General features: G+C 63.7%; 20 protein-coding genes. 19 read left to right on the top strand and 1 reads right to left on the bottom strand.

Annotated features, from left to right (window positions below; translation table 11 throughout):
* Window positions 1–29: 29 nt before the first annotated feature.
* From ACPEE1_RS04310 to ACPEE1_RS04325, 4 genes are all read left to right on the top strand, one after another.
* Window positions 30–461 carry a rhodanese-like domain-containing protein gene (locus tag ACPEE1_RS04310; RefSeq protein WP_182343707.1) on the top strand — a complete coding sequence of 144 codons (432 nt, stop codon included), beginning with the start codon at window positions 30–32 and terminating at the stop codon, window positions 459–461.
* A gap of 100 nt (window positions 462–561) precedes the next feature.
* Window positions 562–1,389, top strand: coding sequence for an ABC transporter permease (locus ACPEE1_RS04315; protein ID WP_232539454.1), 828 nt, complete (start codon window positions 562–564; stop codon window positions 1,387–1,389).
* Window positions 1,379–2,764, top strand: a complete 1,386-nt coding sequence (locus ACPEE1_RS04320; protein ID WP_182343705.1) for an ABC transporter ATP-binding protein — start codon at window positions 1,379–1,381, stop codon at window positions 2,762–2,764. Before ACPEE1_RS04315 ends, ACPEE1_RS04320 begins: the two co-directional genes overlap by 11 nt.
* A 5-nt stretch (window positions 2,765–2,769) precedes the next feature.
* Window positions 2,770–5,619 carry a class I SAM-dependent methyltransferase gene (locus ACPEE1_RS04325; protein WP_423935329.1) on the top strand — a complete coding sequence of 950 codons (2,850 nt, stop codon included), beginning with the start codon at window positions 2,770–2,772 and terminating at the stop codon, window positions 5,617–5,619.
* Between the two features lie 73 nt (window positions 5,620–5,692).
* Here the strand turns inward: ACPEE1_RS04325 and lysM are convergent, their stop codons facing one another.
* On the bottom strand, window positions 5,693–6,157 hold the full coding sequence (gene lysM / locus ACPEE1_RS04330) for a peptidoglycan-binding protein LysM (protein ID WP_116926348.1): 465 nt from the start codon (window positions 6,155–6,157) through the stop codon (window positions 5,693–5,695).
* Between the two features lie 176 nt (window positions 6,158–6,333).
* Between lysM and ACPEE1_RS04335 the strand changes: the two genes are divergently transcribed.
* From ACPEE1_RS04335 to ACPEE1_RS04405, 15 genes are all read left to right on the top strand, one after another.
* The gene (locus ACPEE1_RS04335) at window positions 6,334–7,107 is read left to right on the top strand and encodes a type III pantothenate kinase (RefSeq protein ID WP_116926407.1); all 774 of its coding nucleotides are present in this window, start codon (window positions 6,334–6,336) and stop codon (window positions 7,105–7,107) included.
* A 117-nt stretch (window positions 7,108–7,224) separates the two neighbouring features.
* The gene (rfbB, locus tag ACPEE1_RS04340; RefSeq protein ID WP_260718247.1) at window positions 7,225–8,280 is read left to right on the top strand and encodes a dTDP-glucose 4,6-dehydratase; all 1,056 of its coding nucleotides are present in this window, start codon (window positions 7,225–7,227) and stop codon (window positions 8,278–8,280) included.
* Window positions 8,281–8,338: 58 nt separating this feature from the next.
* Complete coding sequence (gene rfbD, locus ACPEE1_RS04345; RefSeq protein WP_182343701.1) at window positions 8,339–9,232, top strand: dTDP-4-dehydrorhamnose reductase; 894 nt, start codon at window positions 8,339–8,341, stop codon at window positions 9,230–9,232.
* A gap of 2 nt (window positions 9,233–9,234) precedes the next feature.
* On the top strand, window positions 9,235–10,125 hold the full coding sequence (gene rfbA / locus ACPEE1_RS04350; protein WP_182343699.1) for a glucose-1-phosphate thymidylyltransferase RfbA: 891 nt from the start codon (window positions 9,235–9,237) through the stop codon (window positions 10,123–10,125).
* A gap of 4 nt (window positions 10,126–10,129) precedes the next feature.
* Complete coding sequence (gene rfbC / locus ACPEE1_RS04355; protein ID WP_116926352.1) at window positions 10,130–10,678, top strand: dTDP-4-dehydrorhamnose 3,5-epimerase; 549 nt, start codon at window positions 10,130–10,132, stop codon at window positions 10,676–10,678.
* Window positions 10,679–10,787: 109 nt separating this feature from the next.
* On the top strand, window positions 10,788–12,524 hold the full coding sequence (gene gspE / locus ACPEE1_RS04360) for a type II secretion system ATPase GspE (protein WP_182343697.1): 1,737 nt from the start codon (window positions 10,788–10,790) through the stop codon (window positions 12,522–12,524).
* Window positions 12,517–13,791: a type II secretion system F family protein gene (locus tag ACPEE1_RS04365; RefSeq protein ID WP_116926354.1), complete on the top strand. Its 1,275-nt coding sequence runs from the start codon at window positions 12,517–12,519 to the stop codon at window positions 13,789–13,791. The genes gspE and ACPEE1_RS04365 overlap by 8 nt, the downstream gene beginning before the upstream one ends.
* A 27-nt stretch (window positions 13,792–13,818) precedes the next feature.
* A complete protein-coding gene (gene gspG, locus ACPEE1_RS04370; protein ID WP_021028973.1) occupies window positions 13,819–14,250 on the top strand; it encodes a type II secretion system major pseudopilin GspG in 432 nt (143 codons plus the stop codon).
* 82 nt (window positions 14,251–14,332) lie between these two features.
* Window positions 14,333–14,788: a GspH/FimT family pseudopilin gene (locus ACPEE1_RS04375; RefSeq protein ID WP_116926355.1), complete on the top strand. Its 456-nt coding sequence runs from the start codon at window positions 14,333–14,335 to the stop codon at window positions 14,786–14,788.
* Window positions 14,785–15,225: a type IV pilus modification PilV family protein gene (locus ACPEE1_RS04380; protein WP_021028971.1), complete on the top strand. Its 441-nt coding sequence runs from the start codon at window positions 14,785–14,787 to the stop codon at window positions 15,223–15,225. The genes ACPEE1_RS04375 and ACPEE1_RS04380 overlap by 4 nt, the downstream gene beginning before the upstream one ends.
* On the top strand, window positions 15,222–15,944 hold the full coding sequence (locus ACPEE1_RS04385; protein WP_182343695.1) for a prepilin-type N-terminal cleavage/methylation domain-containing protein: 723 nt from the start codon (window positions 15,222–15,224) through the stop codon (window positions 15,942–15,944). Before ACPEE1_RS04380 ends, ACPEE1_RS04385 begins: the two co-directional genes overlap by 4 nt.
* Entirely contained in the window at window positions 15,941–16,813 is an 873-nt protein-coding gene (locus ACPEE1_RS04390; RefSeq protein ID WP_423935334.1) for a general secretion pathway protein GspK, read from the top strand. The genes ACPEE1_RS04385 and ACPEE1_RS04390 overlap by 4 nt, the downstream gene beginning before the upstream one ends.
* A gap of 18 nt (window positions 16,814–16,831) precedes the next feature.
* The gene (locus tag ACPEE1_RS04395) at window positions 16,832–18,193 is read left to right on the top strand and encodes a PilN domain-containing protein (protein WP_423935336.1); all 1,362 of its coding nucleotides are present in this window, start codon (window positions 16,832–16,834) and stop codon (window positions 18,191–18,193) included.
* Entirely contained in the window at window positions 18,190–18,756 is a 567-nt protein-coding gene (gene gspM / locus ACPEE1_RS04400) for a type II secretion system protein GspM (RefSeq protein WP_116926358.1), read from the top strand. The genes ACPEE1_RS04395 and gspM overlap by 4 nt, the downstream gene beginning before the upstream one ends.
* Window positions 18,753–19,394 carry a hypothetical protein gene (locus tag ACPEE1_RS04405; protein WP_423935338.1) on the top strand — a complete coding sequence of 214 codons (642 nt, stop codon included), beginning with the start codon at window positions 18,753–18,755 and terminating at the stop codon, window positions 19,392–19,394. The genes gspM and ACPEE1_RS04405 overlap by 4 nt, the downstream gene beginning before the upstream one ends.
* Window positions 19,395–19,414: the final 20 nt, after the last annotated feature.

A 19,414-nucleotide genomic window follows, 5' to 3' on the forward strand; every position in this document is an offset into this window, starting at 1 on the left:
TCTACCCGCTATTTTTGGAAGAGGTGTCTATGAGCTTGACCGCAGAACAGCAGACCATTGCGCCTGCCAATGGCTATGCCGGTGATATTGGTGCCCGCCTGGCCTGGCACTGGGTGCAAAACCAGCAGGCCGTGCTGGTTGACGTGCGCACCGATGCCGAACGCGCCTGGGTGGGACAGGTGCCTGGGGCCGTGGCCATTGCCTGGAAGCAATGGCCGGACATGGCGATGAACCCGGATTTTGATGCCCAGCTGCTGGCCCTGGCCCAGCGGGCGCCAGGCGCCAAGATCGTGCTGCTGTGCCGCAGTGGCGTGCGCTCGGTGGCAGCGGCGCAGCGCGCCAGCCAACTGGGGCTGGAAGCCTACAACATCCTGCAGGGCTTTGAGGGCGATGCCAATGCCCAGGGGCAACGCGGCCAACTCGGTGGCTGGCGATACCAGGGTTTGCCCTGGTCCCAGTGACATTTGTAATCGTCGCTGCTTGTAACCAGCTGCCTGGGAGGCAGTCGGAATAGCGCCGAGCCTGTAAACTTGGCCGCCTCATGATGGATGGAGTGACACATTGACTGTCGGTGTAGGCAGCGCGGCCTCTGCGCGCGCATTGGTGGGTAGCGTGCGTGCGCACTGGCCGCTGGTGGTCAAGATGACGCGCCGGGAAGTGAGTGAGCGCTTCAAGGGATCGCTTGGCGGGTGGCTGTGGGCCGTGCTGATACCGCTGTGCATGCTGGTCATCTACACCTTTGTGTTCTCGGTGGTGTTCAAGGCGCGCTGGGGCGAGGGGCCTGAGTCCAAGACCCAGTTTGCGATGGTGCTGTTCGCCGGCTTGATCGTCTACGGGCTTTTCTCGGATGTGCTCAACCGCGCCCCGCACCTGGTGCTGGCCAATGTGAACTACGTCAAGCGCGTGGTGTTTCCGCTGGAGATTTTGGTGGTCGTGGCCGTGTGCTCGGCCTTGTTCCAGGCGCTGGCCAGTCTGGTGGTGCTGCTGGTGGCGCTGCTGGTGCTGAACGGCAAGATTCCGCTCACGGCCGTGCTGCTGCCGCTGGTCTGGGCGCCTTTGGTCTTGCTCAGTGTCGGCGTGGGCTGGTTTTTTGCGTCGCTGGGCGTGTTTGCCCGCGATCTCAAGCAGATCACCGGGGTGATGACGACCATGCTGATGTTTATCTCGCCAATTTTCTTCCCCGTGCATGCGCTGCCTGCGAGCTTTCAGACCGCGATGTGGCTCAATCCGCTGACTTTTTTCATTGAACAGACACGCGCCGTGCTGATCTGGGGCCGCATGCCGGACTGGACCGGCTGGGCTATCAGCATGCTGGCCTGCAGCCTGGTCGCCTGGCTGGGCTTTGCCTGGTTCCAGAAGACGCGCAAGGGATTTGCCGATGTCCTCTGAAGCTATCGCGCTGGACGTGCAGGGCCTGGGCAAGTGCTTCCATATCTATGACGCGCCCGGCGACCGCTTGAAGCAGTTTGTGATGCCCCGCCTCTCGCGCCTCCTGGGACGCGAGCCCAAGCCCTACCACCGCGAGTTCTGGGCGCTGCGCGGGCTGGACCTGCAGGTGGCCAAGGGTGAGACCATTGGCATCATCGGCCGCAATGGCTCGGGCAAGTCCACGTTCTTGCAGATGGTCTGCGGCACCTTGGCGCCCAGTTGCGGCGCGGTCACCACCCATGGCCGGATCGCCGCGCTGCTGGAGCTGGGCGCAGGCTTCAACCCCGAGTTCTCGGGCCGGGACAATGTGGCGATGAATGCGGCGCTGCTCGGGCTGAGCGATGCGCAGATCGCCGAGCGCTTTGACTCGATTGCCGCCTTTGCCGATATTGGCGAGTTCATCGACCAGCCGGTCAAGACCTATTCGAGCGGCATGTATGTGCGGCTGGCCTTTGCGGTGATTGCCCATGTGGACGCCGATATTTTGGTGGTCGATGAGGCGCTGGCCGTAGGCGATGCGGTGTTCACCCAGAAGTGCATGCGCTTTTTGCGCAGCTTCATGGAGCGCGGCACCTTGCTCTTTGTCAGCCACGATACGGCCGCCATCAAGAGCCTGTGCGACCGCGTGGTCTGGATCGACAAGGGCCAGGTGATGCAGATCGGCCCGACCAAGGAGGTCTGCGACCGCTATATGCAGGCATGCTATGAGGCCGAGCAGGGCAGTGGCCCGGCTGCTGCGGCGGCGCCGGCGGCACCCGTCTTCGATGCCGGTCTGCCCTGGCATGACCAGCGGCGCGACTTCTTCCGCGCCGAGCCGCTGCGCAACGATATCGAAGTGTTTCGCTTCAACCCCGAGGCGCCATCGTTTGGCCTGGGTGGCGCGCGCATTACCGGCGCCTGGCTGATGGATACGCAGCAGCACCCCCTGCATTGGGTGGTGGGGGGCGAGCCTGTGGTCTTGCGCATCCAGGCACAGTGCCACCAGCCTCTAGCCTCGCCCATCGTCGGCTTTGTGGTCAAGGACCGCACTGGCCAGGCCGTGTTTGGTGACAACAGCTATTTGAGCTACTTGGGTCAGCCCGTGGCCTGTGCCGGCGGCCAGGTCCTGCAGGCAGAGTTCAGTTTTGACATGCCCCGCATGCCGGTGGGCAATTACGCGATCGACGTCGCACTCGCTGATGGCTCGCAGCACGACCACGTACAGCAGCACTGGATCCAGGATGCGCTGCACTTCAAGTCCGAGTCCACGAACATGGCCACTGGACTGCTGGGCATTCCGATGCGGTCCATCGTGCTGCAGGCTGGCCAGGCGCAACAGGAAACCTCTTCCCCATGAATCGTATGACAGACCTCCCGGGGCAAACGCGCGCCAGCGATGGCTGGTTGCTGCCCGCCGCCTTGATGGAGCCCTACCATCTGACCCATCCCGCGCCCTGGGCGGGGCATATTCCGTTTGCCGCCTGGCTGATGGCGGTGGCACAGCCGCGCAGCCTGGTCGAGTTGGGCGCTTATTCGGGCATCTCCTACCTGGCTTTTTGCCAGGCGATTGCGGAGCAGGGGCTGATGACGCGCACCTACGCGGTCGACACCTGGGAGGGCGATGCCCATGCGGGCGCCTACGGTGAGGGCATTTTGGCCAGCCTGCGCCAGGCCCATGACCCGCACTACACCCAGTTCTCGACCCTGATGCGCATGCGTTTTGACGAGGCCTTGCCCAGTTTTGCCGATGGCAGTGTGGATGTGCTGCATATCGACGGCCTGCACACCTATGAGGCGGTGCGCCATGATTTCGAGACCTGGCTGCCCAAGCTGAGCGAGCGTGGCGTGGTGCTGTTCCACGACAGCAATGTGCACCGCGATGACTTTGGCGTGCACCAGCTCTGGGCGGAGCTGGAGGGGCGCTACCCCAGCCTGCATTTTCCGCACAGCAATGGCCTGGGCGTGTTGCTGGTGGGCGCGCAGCAGCCTGCATTGCTGCGCAGCCTCTGTGATCGCAGTGATGCAGCCTTTCAGCGCGAAGTCTGCCGCGTGTTTGCGGCGCTGGGCGCGCGCCTGGAAGCCAAGGCTGAGATGATGGCGCTGCAGCATGCGCTGGGCGACCAGCGCGAGCAGATACAGTCCTTGGAAGCGGCTGGCCAGCAGCGCCACAGCTGGATCGAAAAGCTCGATGCGGATATCCGCAGCCTGGAGCTGGAGCGCGAGCAGCTGCGGGGCCATCTGGAGGGCACCCAGGCCCAGGCCCAGCAAAGCCAGAATGCGTTGGAGCAGGCACAGGCCCAGGCCCAATGGCTGACGGCTCAGTGGGAGACCCGCCAACAGCAACAAGATATCAAGTTCTTGGCGCTGCAGCAAGAGGCCGCGCAAAAGCAGTGGCAGATCGAGCAGCAGGCCCAGCAGATGCAGGCGCTGGCGCGCAAGCTCTCGCCCATGTGGCAGATCACTGATTTGCTGCGCAAAGGCAAGCGCGTGGTCTTCCGGCTCAAGCAAAATCTGGCGCCCTATGAGCCCGCTGGCCTGCGCCGGCTGCGCCATGCGCTGCGCCGCAAGATGCGCCAGGCCCGGGGCGCGCCGGGGTCGGCGGTAGCCTTGCTGCCTGGCAACAACCGGCACTACGGCATTTTGGCCACGGCGCACACGCAGTTTGTTGCGCATGCGCTGGCCCAGGTGCTGCGCAAGGCCGGCTTTGAAGTGAGCCTGCTGCAGGATGTGCCGGCCGAGGGCTTTGGTCTGGATATGTACATCGTGGTCTGCCCGCAGATGTTCAAACAGCTGCCGCCCGGTGAGAAGCGCATCGTCTTTCAGATGGAGCAAAGCGTCAGCCCGCGTTGGTTCACTGATGACTACCTGGCGATCTTGGAAAACTCGCTGTCCGCCTGGGACTATGCACCAGCCAACCTGGCCTTTTTGGAGACCAAGGGCATCCGCTATCCGCACACCTTCCTGGTGCCCATTGGTGGCGTGGCCGCGTATTCGCAGCTGTTGCAGGACTGCGGCGAGCCTGCATTGTCGCCCGTCGAGCCGAACTGCGATGTGCTGTTCTACGGCGATGTGAATGCGCCGCGGCGCCAGGAGATGCTGCAGGCCTTGCAGCGCCAGTTCTCGGTGCGCATCGAGGGCAACCTGTTTGGCGATGCCTTGCGCCAGGCCGTGCGCCAGGCGCGGGTGGTTGTCAATATCCACTACTACGAAGGCGCCTTGCTTGAGACCACCCGGGTGTACGAATGTCTGAGCCTGGGCACGCCCGTGGTGACCGAGAGCAGTGCCGATATCCACCAGCATGCGGCCTTGCTGGACAACCCCGCGCTGCGGGTAACGCCGGTGGGCGACGCCCAGGCGATGGTGCAGGCCGTGCAGGAGATGCTGGAGCAGCAGGTGCACTCGCCGGCTCAGCTGCAGCAAGGGCTGGCGGATGAGGTGGTGCGCAGCGGCCAGCAGTTTGAATTCATGGTGCTGCGCGCTCTTTATGCGCTGGGCCGCATCGATGCGGCGCAGTGGGAGGCGCTGACGATGCCGCAGCCGCTGCCCGGCCGCTGCATGGTGCTGAGCATGCCTGAGACCGTGCGCCGCCGCGCCCATTTCATCGAGCAGACCTTGCCGGGTCTGCAGTCCGAGGTGGCGGTGTTCGATGGCGTGCGCTACAGCCCCGGCTGGCTGGGCTGCGCGATGAGCTACCAGTACCTGGCGCGCAAGGCCTTGCAGACCGGGGCGACGCAGCTGGAGATCATGGAAGACGATGTCGAGATGCCGCCCGACTATGCCCAGCGCCGCGCCCGCGTCGATAGCTGGCTGGCTGCCCATGACGGTCAGTGGGATATCTTTGCCGGTCTGATCGCCAAGATCCACCCGGGCACCCAGGTGCTGGAGGTGCAGGAGCGGGACGGTGAGACCTTTGTGGTGCTCGACCGCATGACCAGCATGGTGCACAACATCTACGCGCAGCCCGCGCTCGAAGCGCTGGCGCAGTGGAATTCCTCCATCCGCGACCCGCATACCAACACCATCGACAGCTACCTGCAGGGCCGCGCCCAGATGCGGGTGGTCACCACCTTGCCGTTTTTGGTGGCTCACACCACCGACATGGACTCCTCGCTCTGGGGCATCAACAACCACGAGTACCTGGCGGTCATCTACAAGGCCGAGCAGGATCTGCGCCAGCTGGTCGAGCGCTTTCAGCAGGCGCAGGCCCGCTAACCCGCGAGCCTGGACGAAAAAAATCCCGCACCGGCCAGTCCGGTTGCGGGATTTTTTGATGGACGGGGCTGGATTACAGCGCTGGAATGCGCAGCTTCTGGCCGGGGTAGATCTTGTTGGGGTCGCTCAGCATGGGCTTGTTGGCTTCGAAGATCGTCATGTACTTGTTGGCATCGCCATACATCTTCTTGGAGATACCCGACAGCGTGTCACCCGAGACCACGTCGTAGTACTTGGCTTCTGGCTCAGGGTTGGTAACGGTCATCTGGTTGTCGACATCGCTGACGCTCGAGACATTGCCGCAGCACAGCGTGACTTTTTCCTTCGCCGCCTGGGTGGGGGCCACACCGGTCACGGTGACCTTGCCGGCATCAAAGGCGACCTTCACATCAGACACGCCCAGGTTCTGGGTGCCAATGTATTTTTCGATGGCAGCGCCTGCCGTCGCGTTCAGGTCTTGCGGTGCCGTAGCGGCAGCCGCTTCCTTGCCGCCGAACAATTTCTCACCGGCTTCCTTGATAAAGCTGAACAGTCCCATGGTGACTCCTAGAGGGTTGGTTACAGGAACTGTCCAATATATAGGTATTTGCGAACGCGATGAAGTCAGACGGTGCCGCTTGAAAAAAATTCACAGTGGTGCCGGGAAGACGCGGGATCCCGGGGATGTTGCACGGGCAACAAGGCGGGCGAGCAAAAAGGCCGATAATGCCGCCCATGCATTTTCTGGCCATCGACGTAGGGAACACGCGCCTCAAGTGGGCGATGTATGACGCAGCTCAACCGGGCGCCGCCGTGCTGGCCCATGGCGTGGAGTTCTTGGACAACATCGAGCGCCTGGCCGAAGGCAGCTGGGCCGAGCTGCCCGAGCCCCAGCACATGCTCGGCTGTGTGGTGGCCGGCGACGTGGTGCGCCGCCGGGTGCAGACGCAGATGGACATTTGGGACCTGGCGCCTAACTGGGTGGTGTCGTCCAATGCGGAGGCGGGCCTGACCAATGGCTATGACCACCCCAGCCGCCTGGGCACGGACCGCTGGGTGGCGATGGTGGGCGCCTGGCACCATGTGCTGGCCCAGGGGCGCCAGCGCCCGGTGGTGGTGGTCATGGTGGGTACGGCGGTCACTGTCGAAGCCATCGATGCCGATGGCAAGTTTCTGGGCGGTTTGATCTTGCCGGGCCACGGCATCATGCTCAAGGCGCTGGAGTCGGGCACCGCTGGCCTGCATGTGCCGACCGGCGAGGTGCGGCCATTTCCCACCAACACCAGCGATGCACTGACCAGCGGCGGCACCTATGCCATTGCCGGTGCGGTCGAGCGCATGGTGCAGCATGTGATGGCCCACTGCGGCCAGGAGCCCGCCTGCGTGATGACAGGCGGCGCCGGCTGGAAGATGATGCCCAGCATGACGCGGCCCTTTGAGCTGGTCGAAAACCTGATTTTTGACGGCCTGCTGCATATTGCCCACAGCCGCTTTGGCGCCAAGGGCTGACGCAGACCTGCGCCACATGCGCTTACAGACATAGCCCTCTATTGCCAGCGGGCTGCTGGTGCAGCAGAAGGGCAATGCGATAATGGACGGTTATTTGTTGAACTACCTGTACTGACCATGATTCTCGTCACCGGAGGCGCCGGCTTTATCGGCTCGAATTTTGTGTTGGACTGGCTGGCGGGTTCGGATGAACCGGTGGTCAATCTCGACAAGTTGACCTACGCGGGCAATCTGCACAACCTAGAAAGCCTGCAGGGCGACAGCCGCCACCATTTTGTGCACGGCGATATCGGCGACCGCGCGCTGCTCGACCGCCTGCTGGCCGAGCACCAGCCGCGCGCCATCGTGCACTTTGCCGCCGAAAGCCATGTGGACCGCTCGATCCACGGCCCCGAGGATTTCATCCAGACCAATGTGGTGGGTACCCTGCGCCTGCTGGAGGCCGCCCGTGCCTACTGGAGTGGCCTGGAAGGCGAGCGCAAGACCGGTTTCCGCTTTCTGCACGTATCGACCGATGAGGTCTACGGCAGCCTGGAAAAGGACGACCCGGCCTTCACAGAAACCCATAACTTCGAGCCCAACAGCCCCTACAGCGCAAGCAAGGCGGCCAGCGACCATCTGGTGCGTGCCTGGTTCCACACCTATGGCTTGCCGGTGCTGACCACCAACTGCTCGAACAACTACGGCCCCTACCACTTCCCCGAGAAGCTGATCCCTTTGATGATCGTCAACGCGCTGGCGGGCAAGAACCTGCCCGTGTATGGCGACGGCATGCAGATCCGCGACTGGCTCTATGTCAAGGACCACTGCAGCGCCATCCGCCGCGTGCTGGAGGCGGGCCGTCTGGGCGAGACCTACAACGTGGGCGGCTGGAACGAGATGCCCAATATCGAGATCGTCCAGCATGTCTGCCGCCTGCTTGACGCCCAGCGCCCGCGTGCCGATGGCCAGTCTTACGCCGAGCAGATCATCTATGTAAAGGACCGCCCCGGCCATGACCGCCGCTATGCGATCGATGCGCGCAAGCTGGAGAAGGAACTGGGCTGGAAGCCGGCTGAAACCTTTGACAGCGGCATCCGCAAGACCGTGCAGTGGTACCTGGACCACCAGGATTGGGTGGCCCAGGTGCAGTCGGGTGACTACAAGGACTGGGTCAGCAAGCAGTACGCCTGATGGCGGTTGTGGGCGGGCCAGGCATCTGTATGCCGGGACCGCCTGACAGGACGATGCGATGAAAATACTGTTGTTGGGCAAGAATGGCCAGGTCGGATGGGAGCTGCAGCGCAGCCTGCTGCCGCTGGGCGAGGTGATTGCGCTGGACCGCGCCAGCACCCCGCTGTGCGGCGACCTGCTGCGCCCCGAGGCACTGGCCGAAACCGTGCGTGCGCTGGCCCCCGATGTGATCGTCAATGCCGCTGCCTACACCGCAGTGGACAAGGCCGAGAGTGAGCCCGAGGCTGCGCGCACCATCAATGCCCAGGCCGTGGGCGTGCTGGCGCGCGAGGCCCAGGCGCTGGGCGCCTGGCTGGTGCACTACAGCACCGACTATGTCTTCGATGGCGGCGGCGACCTGCCCTGGCGCGAGGACCAGGCCACCGGCCCGCTGTCGGTCTACGGGCAGACCAAGCTCGAAGGCGAGCAGCAGATTGCGGCCAGCGGTGCCAATCATTTGATTTTTCGCACCAGCTGGGTCTATGCCGCGCGGGGCGGCAACTTCGCCAAGACCATGCTGCGCCTGGCGCAGGAGCGCGACAAGCTGGCCGTCATCGACGACCAGTGGGGTGCGCCCACCGGTGCTGACCTGATCGCCGATGTGACCGCGCATGCGCTGCGCACCGCCATGGCATCGGGTGACGGCCTGAGCGGCATCTACCACTTGGTGGCCGGTGGCGAAACCACCTGGAACCGCTATGCCCGCTTTGTGCTGGAGACGGCGCGCAAGATCAACCCGGCGCTGAATCTGACCGCGCAGGAGGTGCAGGCGGTCGACACCTCGGCCTTCCCAACACCGGCGCGCCGCCCCCACAATTCCCGTTTGAACACCCACAAATTGCAGCAGCGCTTTGTGCTGGATTTGCCTGACTGGCAGACCGGCGTGCAGCGCATGCTGCAGGAGATTCTCTGAACATGACAGTGCAAGCACGCAAAGGCATCATCTTGGCGGGCGGCTCCGGCACCCGCCTGCACCCGGCCACCCTGGCGGTCAGCAAGCAGCTGCTGCCGGTGTACGACAAGCCGATGATCTATTACCCACTGACCACCTTGATGCTGGCGGGGATCAAGGAGATCCTGATCATCAGCACGCCGCAGGACACGCCGCGCTTTGAGCAGCTGCTGGGCGATGGCAGCCAGTGGGGCATTCACCTGGAATACGCGGTGCAACCCAGCCCCGATGGGCTGGCGCAGGCCTTTTTGATTGGTGAGAGCTTCCTGGCCGGTGCGCCGAGCGCGCTGGTGCTGGGCGACAACATCTTCTACGGCCATGATTTCCACAAGCTGCTGGCCAGCGCGATGCAGCGCGACGCGGGCGCCAGTGTCTTTGCCTACCATGTGACCGACCCCGAGCGCTATGGCGTGGCCGACTTTGACAAGCAGGGCAAGGTGCTGTCGCTGGAAGAAAAGCCGGCCAAGCCCAAGAGCAACTATGCGGTGACCGGCCTGTATTTCTACGACAGCCAGGTGGTGGATCTGGCCAAGAGCCTCCAGCCCTCACCACGCGGCGAGCTGGAGATCACCGATTTGAACCGCCTCTACCTGGAGCAGGGCCAGCTGAGCGTTGAGATCATGGGCCGGGGCTATGCCTGGCTCGATACCGGCACGCATGACAGTCTCTTGGATGCGGGCCAGTTCATCGCCACGCTGGAAAGCCGCCAGGGCCTGAAGATTGCCTGCCCGGAAGAGATTGCCTGGCGCAGCGGCTATATCGGCGACGCGCAACTGGCCGCGCTGGCCAAGCCGTTGTCCAAGAACGGTTACGGCCAGTACCTGCAGCGCCTGCTGCACGAGCCCAAGGAGTAAAGGCATGCAAGCCATCGACACGGCGCTGCCCGACGTCAAGATCATCGAGCCCAAGGTGTTTGGCGACACGCGCGGCTTTTTCTTTGAAAGCTTCAACCAGAAGGCCTTTGATGCGGCGGTGGGCCAGCACTATGACTTTGTGCAGGACAACCACAGCAAGAGCAGCCGCGGTGTGCTGCGCGGCCTGCACTACCAGCTGGAACAGGCCCAGGGCAAGCTGGTGCGGGTGGTGCAGGGCCGGGTGCTGGATGTGGCCGTTGACATCCGCAAAAGCTCACCCAGCTTTGGCCAATGGGTGGCCGTCGAGCTGAGCGAGGACAACCAACGCCAGCTGTGGGTGCCGCCGGGCTTTGCCCATGGCTTTGTGGTGTTCAGCGAGACGGCAGAGTTCCTCTACAAAACAACGGACTACTACGCGCCGGCCCACGAGCGCTGCATTATCTGGAATGATGCGCAATTGTCGATCGACTGGCAGTTGAACGGTCTGGAGCCGCAGCTGTCGTCCAAGGATCAGCAGGGCAAGGCCTTTGCCGAGGCCGATGTTTTTGCCTGAGTTTGCTTTTCCTACCAAATGTCTCCCATGCCTGGCGCCTACACTGGGTGCCCTATAGGCTAAGGGGATAGATACCACGCCTGCCATAGGCATTTGAGACCATAAACGCATGAGCACCAGCACCATTGACGATTTCAGCGATGCAGCCCTGGCCACACAGCCCGGGCGCCGCCCTTTGCTGGGCGAGATGCTGGTGCAGGCGGGCAAGCTGTCGCCACGCGATCTGGAGCGTGCGCTGCAGGCGCAGCAGGAGATGGGCAGCCTCATCGGCCAGGTGCTGGTGCAGCTGGGCCTGGTCTCCGAGCTGGACCTGATGCACACGCTGGCAACCCAGCTGCAGATTCCTTTCACCTTGGGCACCGATTTCCCCGCCGAGGCGATCAGCGTGCCGGGCCTGATGCCCGAGTTCCAGCATTCGCAGCATGTCTTCCCCTTGCAGTTGCAGGATGGCGTGCTGGATGTGGCGATGGCCTCGCCCCAGGACCCGTTCGTCATCAAGGCGCTGCAGATGTCGACCGGGCTACAGATTCGCCCGCACCTGGCGCTGCAGGCCGATATTGAAAAGGCGCTGCAGGAGCCCGAGCCCGAAGCCGAAGAGGACGACGGCGATGACATGTTTGGCGATGGCTCCGATGTGGGCGACTTTGTCGAGCATCTGAAGGACCTGGCGAGCGAGGCACCCGTGATTCGCCTGGTCAACAGCATCATCGGCAAGGTGACCGATCTGCGCGCCTCCGATATCCACCTGGAGCCTTTTGACGACGGCCTGCATGTGCGCTACCGGGTCGATGGTGTGATCCACCCCGGTGAGCTCGTGCCGCCGCGCCTGTCGGCCGCTGTCGGCTCGCGCGTCAAGCTGATGGCGCATCTGGATATTGCCGAGCGCCGCCTGCCGCAGGACGGCCGCATCAAGACCCGCGTCAAGGGCCGCGAGCTCGACCTGCGTGTCTCCACCGTGCCCACCGTGCATGGCGAGAGCATCGTGATGCGGGTGCTGGACCGCGCCAGCGTGCGGCTGCAGCTCGAAACCATGGGCTTTGCCAAGGACACGCTGTCCAAGTTCAACGACCTGCTGGGCCGCCCGCACGGCATTTTGCTGGTGACCGGGCCGACCGGCTCGGGCAAGACCACCACCTTGTATGCGGCGCTGTCCAAGATCGATGCGCTCGAGAACAAGATCATCACCGTGGAAGACCCGGTCGAGTACCAGCTCGAAGGGATCAACCAGATCCAGGTGCATGCCCAGATCAACCTGACCTTTGCCAATGCGCTGCGCTCCATCCTGCGCCAGGATCCGGACATCATCATGATCGGTGAAATGCGTGATGGCGAAACCGCGCAGATCGCGGTGCAGTCGGCGCTGACGGGTCACTTGGTGCTGTCGACCTTGCACACCAACACCGCCGCCGGTGCCATCACCCGTATGCAGGACATGGGGGTGGAGAGCTACCTGATCACCTCCTCGGTCAATGGGGTGCTGGCCCAGCGCCTGGTGCGTACCTTGTGCGGCAATTGCAAAGAGGCCTACGAGCCGGGCGAAGAGGTGCGCAAGCGCTCCGGCCTGGCGCGCTTCAGCGAAGTAGGCCAAGTGATTTACCGCGCCGTGGGCTGCAATGCATGCCGCCAGACCGGCTACAAGGGCCGTACCGGCATCCACGAGCTGTTTGTGCTCGACGAGCCGATGCGCAATGCGATCAATGCGGGCAAGGACTCGAACGAGCTGTTCAACCTGGCGGCCAAATCCGGCATGCTGAGCCTGCACGAGGACGGCCTGCGCAAGGTGGCCGCCGGCATGACCACGTTGGACGAAGTCGCCCGCGTCACCCAGGACCAGATCGATGGCTGATTTTGCCTGGCACGCGATCAATTCCGCGGGCGAGCAGGTTCGCGGCACTTTCCAAGCGCCCAATGCCGCTGCGGTGCAAAAGCACCTGCGCGCGCAAAAGCTCACGCCGGTGCGCATTGTCGATGCGGTGGACGCTGCCGCGCTGATGCCAGCGGGCGCCAAGGCCGCAGGGGCCAAGCCGGCGGCAGCCAGTGCGATTGGCAAGGCCAAGGCGCCCAAGTCGCAAAAGGGCCCGGCCAAGGCCGCCGATGTGCTGGCGATGACCTCGGAGCTGTCGATCATGCTCAAGGCCGGCCTGGCGCTGGATAACGCGCTGCGCGTGCTGATCGACATGGCCTTCAAGGACAGCATGCGCGAGCTGCTGACCGGCGTGCTCGAAGCAGTCAAGGGCGGGGTGCCGCTGTCCAAGGCGCTGATGGTGCACCAGGAGCTGTTTGGCGATTTCTACATCAACATGGTGCGCTCTGGCGAGGCCAGTGGCCAGATGTCGGCCGTGCTGCAGCGCCTGGTGGAACACCTAGAACGCCAGCGTGCGCTCAAGGAAAGCGTGGTCTCGGCCACCATCTACCCGATGATCCTCGTGGCCGTGGCCATTCTGTCGCTGATCGCGATGCTGGGCTTTGTGGTGCCGCAGTTCGAGAAGCTGTTCACCGACATGGGCGATGCACTGCCCACGCCCACCAAGATCGTGATGACCATCGGCCAGGTGTTCCGCAAGAACGGTTGGGTGGTGTTACTGGGTGGTGCCGCTGTGGTCTATGTGATGCGCAGCTGGCTGCGTTCGCCCAAGGGCCGGTTGTGGTGGCAGGGCGTGTTGCTGCGCATGCCGATTTTGGGGCGCCTGGCGCTCAAGTATCAGCTGACCTTGTATTCGCGCTCGCTGGGCACCTTGCTGGGCAATGGTGTGCCCTTGCTCACCGCACTGCATATCGCGACCGATACGGTCAGCAACCGCCTGATCCAGGCCGAGCTGGCCAAGATACCGCCCATTGTCAAAGAGGGCGGCAAGATGGTGCAGGCGATGAACACGACTACGGTGTTCGAGCCGCTGGCTGTGAACCTGGTGCGCGTCGGTGAAGAGACCGGCCGCCTGGGCTCGATGATGCTGGAGCTGTCGAATATTTTGAACCGTGAGGTGGAAACCGGCATCAAACGCGCCCTGACCATGATCGAGCCAGTGCTGATCCTGGTGCTGGGCATCATGATTGCTTCCATCATTGTGTCTATCTTGATGGGCATTCTGTCCGTCAACGATCTGGCTGCTTAATTTTTAATACTGCAAGGAGAGCCCGCCATGAAGGCCTTTTTCACCCAAAAGACGCCACGCAAAAGCCGTGGTTTTACGCTGATCGAACTGCTGGTGGTGCTGGCCATCCTGACGCTGCTGGCTGGCCTGGTGGGCCCCAAGGTGCTGAGCCAATTGGGCGGCGCCAAATCCAAGACCGCCGGCGTGCAGATTGCCGACTTGCAAAAGGCGCTGGATATTTTCAAGCTCGATACCGGCCGCTACCCGACCACCGAAGAAGGTCTGGACGCGCTGGCCAAGCAGCCGGGCAATGTGCGCGGCTGGAACGGCCCTTATCTGTCGGGTGGCGTGCCCAATGACCCTTGGAACAACCCCTACCGTTACAGCTACAACGGCGGCCGGGTAGACATCCTGTCGCTGGGCGCTGATGGCCAGCCCGGGGGCGAAGGCGAAGCCGCCGACGTGCGCAACGCCCAGTAAACCGGCATCTGCCACTTTTCCGGTCTGACCAGGAATCCCCGTGCCGACTGCCTTGCCATGGCTGCGCCGACACCCACGCGTTATGCAGCGCCCAGCAGCCCATCAAGGCTTTACCTTGATCGAGTTGATGGTGGTGTTCGCCATCATGGCCCTGGTGGTGGCGATGGCGCCGGTCGCCTATGACCGGCTGAAAGACGGGGTGCAGTACCGCGACACCGTGCGCACGATGATCAGTCAGCTGCGCTCGGCCCGGTATACCGCCGTCTCGCAAGGCGAGCCGGTGCGCTTTACCGTGGACCTGCAGACGAGGCACTATGGCTATGCGGGCGCGGAAAAGGAGATTCCCGAGACCGTCGATCTGCGCACCACGGTCGCAGACCGCGAGTTTGTGCCCAACAGCTCGGCCTCGATTGTGTTTCTGGCCTCGGGGGGCTCCACTGGCGGCAGCGTGGAGATTCTGCGCAAAAACGGCGCCGGCACGCGTTTGCGGGTGGACTGGCTCTCGGGCCGCGTCACGCAGGAGCCCTTGTTCCAATGAGGGCGCTGTCGTCTCTGTCCCTGCGGCCCCGCCAGCAGCAAGGCATGACCTTGCTGGAGATTTTGGTGGCGCTGTCCATCATGGCAATCTCGCTGGGCATGATCTACCGCGCCACGGGCAGCAATGCGCGCAGCGTCGGCGATCTCGACCGCTACCAGTACGCGGTGCAACTGGCGCAGTCCATCATGGACTCGCGCGACTCGGTCTACGAAAGCGGCTGGAACGAATCGGGCCAGAGCAATGGCTACCAGTGGAGCGTGCAAAGCGCGCCATTCAAGACCGGCGTGGACGAGAGCCCGAACATCCCCGTGTTGCACGAGGTCCACATCAGCGTGCACTGGGCCGAGGGCGAGCGCGCGCGTGTATTTGAGCTCACGACCTTGCGTGCGCAGCGCCGGCCGCCCGACCCGGCCGAGAATGTGGTGCCACCAGGATGAGCCGCATTCCCCCGTATTTCTTTGCGCGCCGCTTGCATGGCCTGCGCCGTCCAGCCTCTGGCTTCACGCTGGTGGAGATGCTGGTGGCCATGTCCTTGCTGTCACTGATCGTGCTGGGCTTGGCTGGCGCCATGGGCACCATGGGCCGGACGGAGACCAGCATCGACAACCGGCTCGAGCGCATGGACGAGTCGCGCGCCAGCACCGATTTTTTGCGCGCCGTACTGGGCCGCATCTCCGCCAAACGGGTGCAGGGGCTGCAGCAGCAAGGCATGCTCAGTGCCACGCCCTCGGCGTTTTTCTTTGAAGGCGCAGGCCAGTCGATGACCTGGGTGGGAGTGATGCCGGCACGTTACGGCGTCGGTGGCCGCTACCATTTCCGGCTGGCGATGGGCAGCTACGACGGCGCGCCTGCCGTCATTCTGAGCTACCTGCCCTGGATCGACCAGCAGACCCTGCCCGACTGGGGCGGAGCGCAGACCTATCCGCTGCTGCAGCATGCAACAGGCCTGTCTTTCCAGTACCTGGATGGGGCCATTGACCCGCCGCAATGGGGTAGCGACTGGGGCGCGGTGGACCGGCTGCCGCAGGCGGTGCAGGTGGTGATGTCCACCGAATCCATGGTGCTGGCACCGGTGGTGGTGCAGTTGCGCGTGATGCCCGCGGGGGATCCTCGAGGTGGTGGTGGCGGCGCGAGCCTGGGAGGCTCGAACGGATGATGCGCTTGCAGGTACAACGCCGCACGGCCACAGCACCCTCCCAGCAGGGGATGGCCTTGATCGCCGTGCTTTGGCTGGTTGCGGCATTGAGCCTGATGGTCACGGGCGTCAGTGGTGTGGTGCGCCAGGAAGCCAAGATGGTGGGTATTGCCAAGGACAAGGTGACCGCGCAGGCGGTGGGCGATGCGGCTGTGGTCATGGTGCTGCAGCAGCTGTCGGCCGACCGCACGATCTTGCAGGAGACCACCGAAACCTCGGTCAACTACCAGGGCGCGCAGGTGGCGGTCAGTGTGATGCCGCTCAATGGCCTGATCAATATCAATGGCGCATCGCTGCCGCTGTTGACGGCCCTGATGAGCGTCGGTGGCGGACTGCCCGAATCTGCAGCCCAGGAACTCGCCGTGGCGGTGCTCGATCGCCGCGAGCGCGCGTCGCTCGATGGCCGCCGCCCTGAGCGTTTTGAGGCGATAGAAGACCTGATGCAGGTGCCCGGAATCGATTACGACCTCTATGCTAGACTCGCGCCCTTGATCACCGCGTCCACCACCGGCTCGGGAGGTGCCACGGTCAATCCGCTGGCAGCGCCTCCCCAGGTGCTGCGGGTGCTGGCCAATGGGGACGAGGGTATTGCCGCCCGCATTGCCGCATCGCGCGGATCCGGCCAGACCGGTCTGGATACGACGGGCCTGGACGCCAACCTGGCGCGACCCGGCGGGGCGCAACGCCGTTACCGGATAACCGCCCAGGTACCGATGGCCGATGGCCGTATTTTTCTCGTAGATCGCAGTGTGTACTTTGGGGCCAGAACGCGCGACGGCCTGCCCTGGTACACGTTTGAGGCGCGCCAGATGCTGCAGCCAGCATCCTGATCGAAGCAAAGAACCCTTATGGCAATTTCAACTGAATCGCGCTTTTTTGGGCTGGATCTGAACCAGCTCAAGGCCGATGTTTTAAAGACATGGCGCAGGGCGCCGCAGTGGCCGCCGCTGTCATGGTTGCGGCCCGAGCAGATGCTGCGCCTGGTGCCTGCCGAAGGCGCTCCCACCGTGGTATGGGAGAGCGGCCAGCCAGTGGCCAAGCCCGGGCGGGAGCCTGCGTTTTGGGCGGTGGAGCTGCCCGAGCACATGGTGCTGCGCAAGACGGTGGCGCTGCCAGCCTTGGATCCCCAGGATTGCGCCAGCGCTGCCGAGCTGGAAGTGCAGGCGATCAGCCCCTTTGCCGCAGACGACCTGCTCTGGGGTTACACCGAGCTGAGCCGCAGCAGCAAGGCGGTCAAATTGCTGGTGGTGCTGGCCTCCAGAACCCAGACCGAGCCCTATCTGCAGGCCCGGGTTGCGGAGCAGTTGCACCTGCAAACGCTCAAGGGGCAGACCAAGGCCGAATCCTTGGAGCAGCCCGAGGTATGGGTGTTTGCTCCGGAGCGCAACCCGGTGGTGTTCCAGGGCTTTGGTGAACACGCCCGTTACGCCTGGGGCCGCAAGCGGCTGTGGTGGAATGTGAGTGGCGTTGCGCTCGCCTTGCTGCTGCTCGCTGCGATTGCAGGCACCCCTACGGCGCAGCTGCGCCTGCGCGCGATCGAGGCAACCCATGCCTATGAGGGCATGGCCGCCAAGACCGCCGATGTGGTGGCCAAACGCGAATCGCTGATCCAGAGTGCCGACAAGGTCGCCGGGCTGTCGGAGTTGCTGGCTGAGCGAATTGATGGGGTCCAGGTGCTCAGCATGCTGACCAAGGTGCTGCCCGATGATACGGCGCTGCAATCGGCCCGCATCCAGGGCAGCAAGGTGACGATCTCTGGCTTGACCGAGAATGCCTCGGCCTTGATGCAGAAGCTGAGCAACCAGGATGGCGTCAAGGACGTGCGCGCGCCCAGCGCTGCCACGCGCATGGGTGGCGGTAATAAAGAGAGCTTCACCATCGAGTTGGGGCTGGATGCCAAGGTCTTTGGTCCCAAGACGGTGCTGGAAGCGGAGGCTGAGGCCAAGCAAGAGCCTGTGCAGCCCGCTGCTGCTGCGCCAGCTGCAGAGGGCGGGTCGCCTGCAGCGCCAGCACCCACGTCACCGGCTGCGACCGCCCCAGGCGCGCCTGCTGCCTCTCCCGGTACGGATACCAGGGTGCAGCCTAAGGCCAGTGTCGGCGGCGGCAAGTCTGGCCCGACCCTGGGGGGTACCAAGTCGGGCCCCAGTCTGGGGGGAAGCAAACCTTCGTCTCCCCCTCCTGCTGCCGAGCAAGGAGGGAAAAATCCATGATCGCGAACCGTCCAAATCGTAAAGAGCTGCTGATTCTAGTGGCCACCGCATTGCTGGTGCTGCTGCCCTTGGTGGCGCTGGGCAGCTATGTCGTCAGCAAGCATCTGTGGGCGCAGGCGCGCCTGTCGGAGTTCGAGCCCCGTTATGCACGGCTGCGAGGTCTTGACCTGCAGCGTGAGGAAATTGACCAGTCGCTCGAGCGCGCCTTGCAGATCCGCGCTGACTATATTTACCCAGGCAGCCAGGATGTGGCCCAGACCGGCAATGCGGTGCAGCAGAAGGTGCGCAGCCTGTTGACCACGGCAGGGTTGACGGTGGTCAGCAGCCAGGTGCTGCCTGCCAAGGAAGAAAAGGGCTTTGACCGTATCCCCTTGTCGGTGCGGGCCGAAGGGGATCTGCTGGCCGTGGACAGTGCACTGGCGGTATTGAACGAGCAGTTGCCGGTGATGCTGCTGGCCGATGTGGAAGTCAGAAACCAGGGGACCCTGCAGGTGATGAATGAGAAGCTGGCGCCGCGGCTGACTCTCCAGATGACCTTGAGCGTTTTGAGGGAGCGTCCATGAAGCGCCATACAAGTGCCATTTTGGTAGCGGCCAATATTGTGTTGGTGTTGGTGCTGGCCTGGATGTGGTTCTCACCCAGTGGCGGGATCAAGAATGTCCACTGGACGGTACCCAGAGGACAAAAGGCCAATCTCGATGGTGTCATCCCTCGTCTGGGCAAGGCTCAGCCGATGGACCATAGCCAGTTTCTGGCCATGTTGGATCGCCCCCTGTTTTCTTTAAGCCGGCGGCCCCCGCCACCACCCCCTGTGGCGGCCGCCGAGGCGCCTCCTCCTCCGCCTGATTACCTGGCCGATGCCGTGCTCAGTGGCGTCTACATCGGCGAGGATGGCAAGAGCGGCGGCATCATCATCAAGTTCCAGGGTAAGGACAAGTCGCTGCCGCTGCGTGGCACGCTGGACGGTTGGACCTTGAGCTCGGTCGCTGATAACCGGGTGTATTTCACCCGCGATGGCGTGACCAAGGAAATTGCCTTGCAAAAGGGCAAGCTGCAGCAGGGCTATACGCCTGCCGCCGAGCCCGCTGTGCCGCAAAGAGGGATGCCCGCGCAGATCGGGCAGCCGCCCACTGGCGCCGATTCCCCAACACCCCGTCGCCGTGCGAGCATCGGCGGCACTTCCGCTGCCCAGCGCCCTTGAGCGCGGCAATCCCTATATAT

Source organism: Comamonas sp. 23 (genome assembly GCF_049601575.1).
In the GTDB taxonomy this organism is placed as follows: domain Bacteria; phylum Pseudomonadota; class Gammaproteobacteria; order Burkholderiales; family Burkholderiaceae_C; genus Comamonas; species Comamonas squillarum.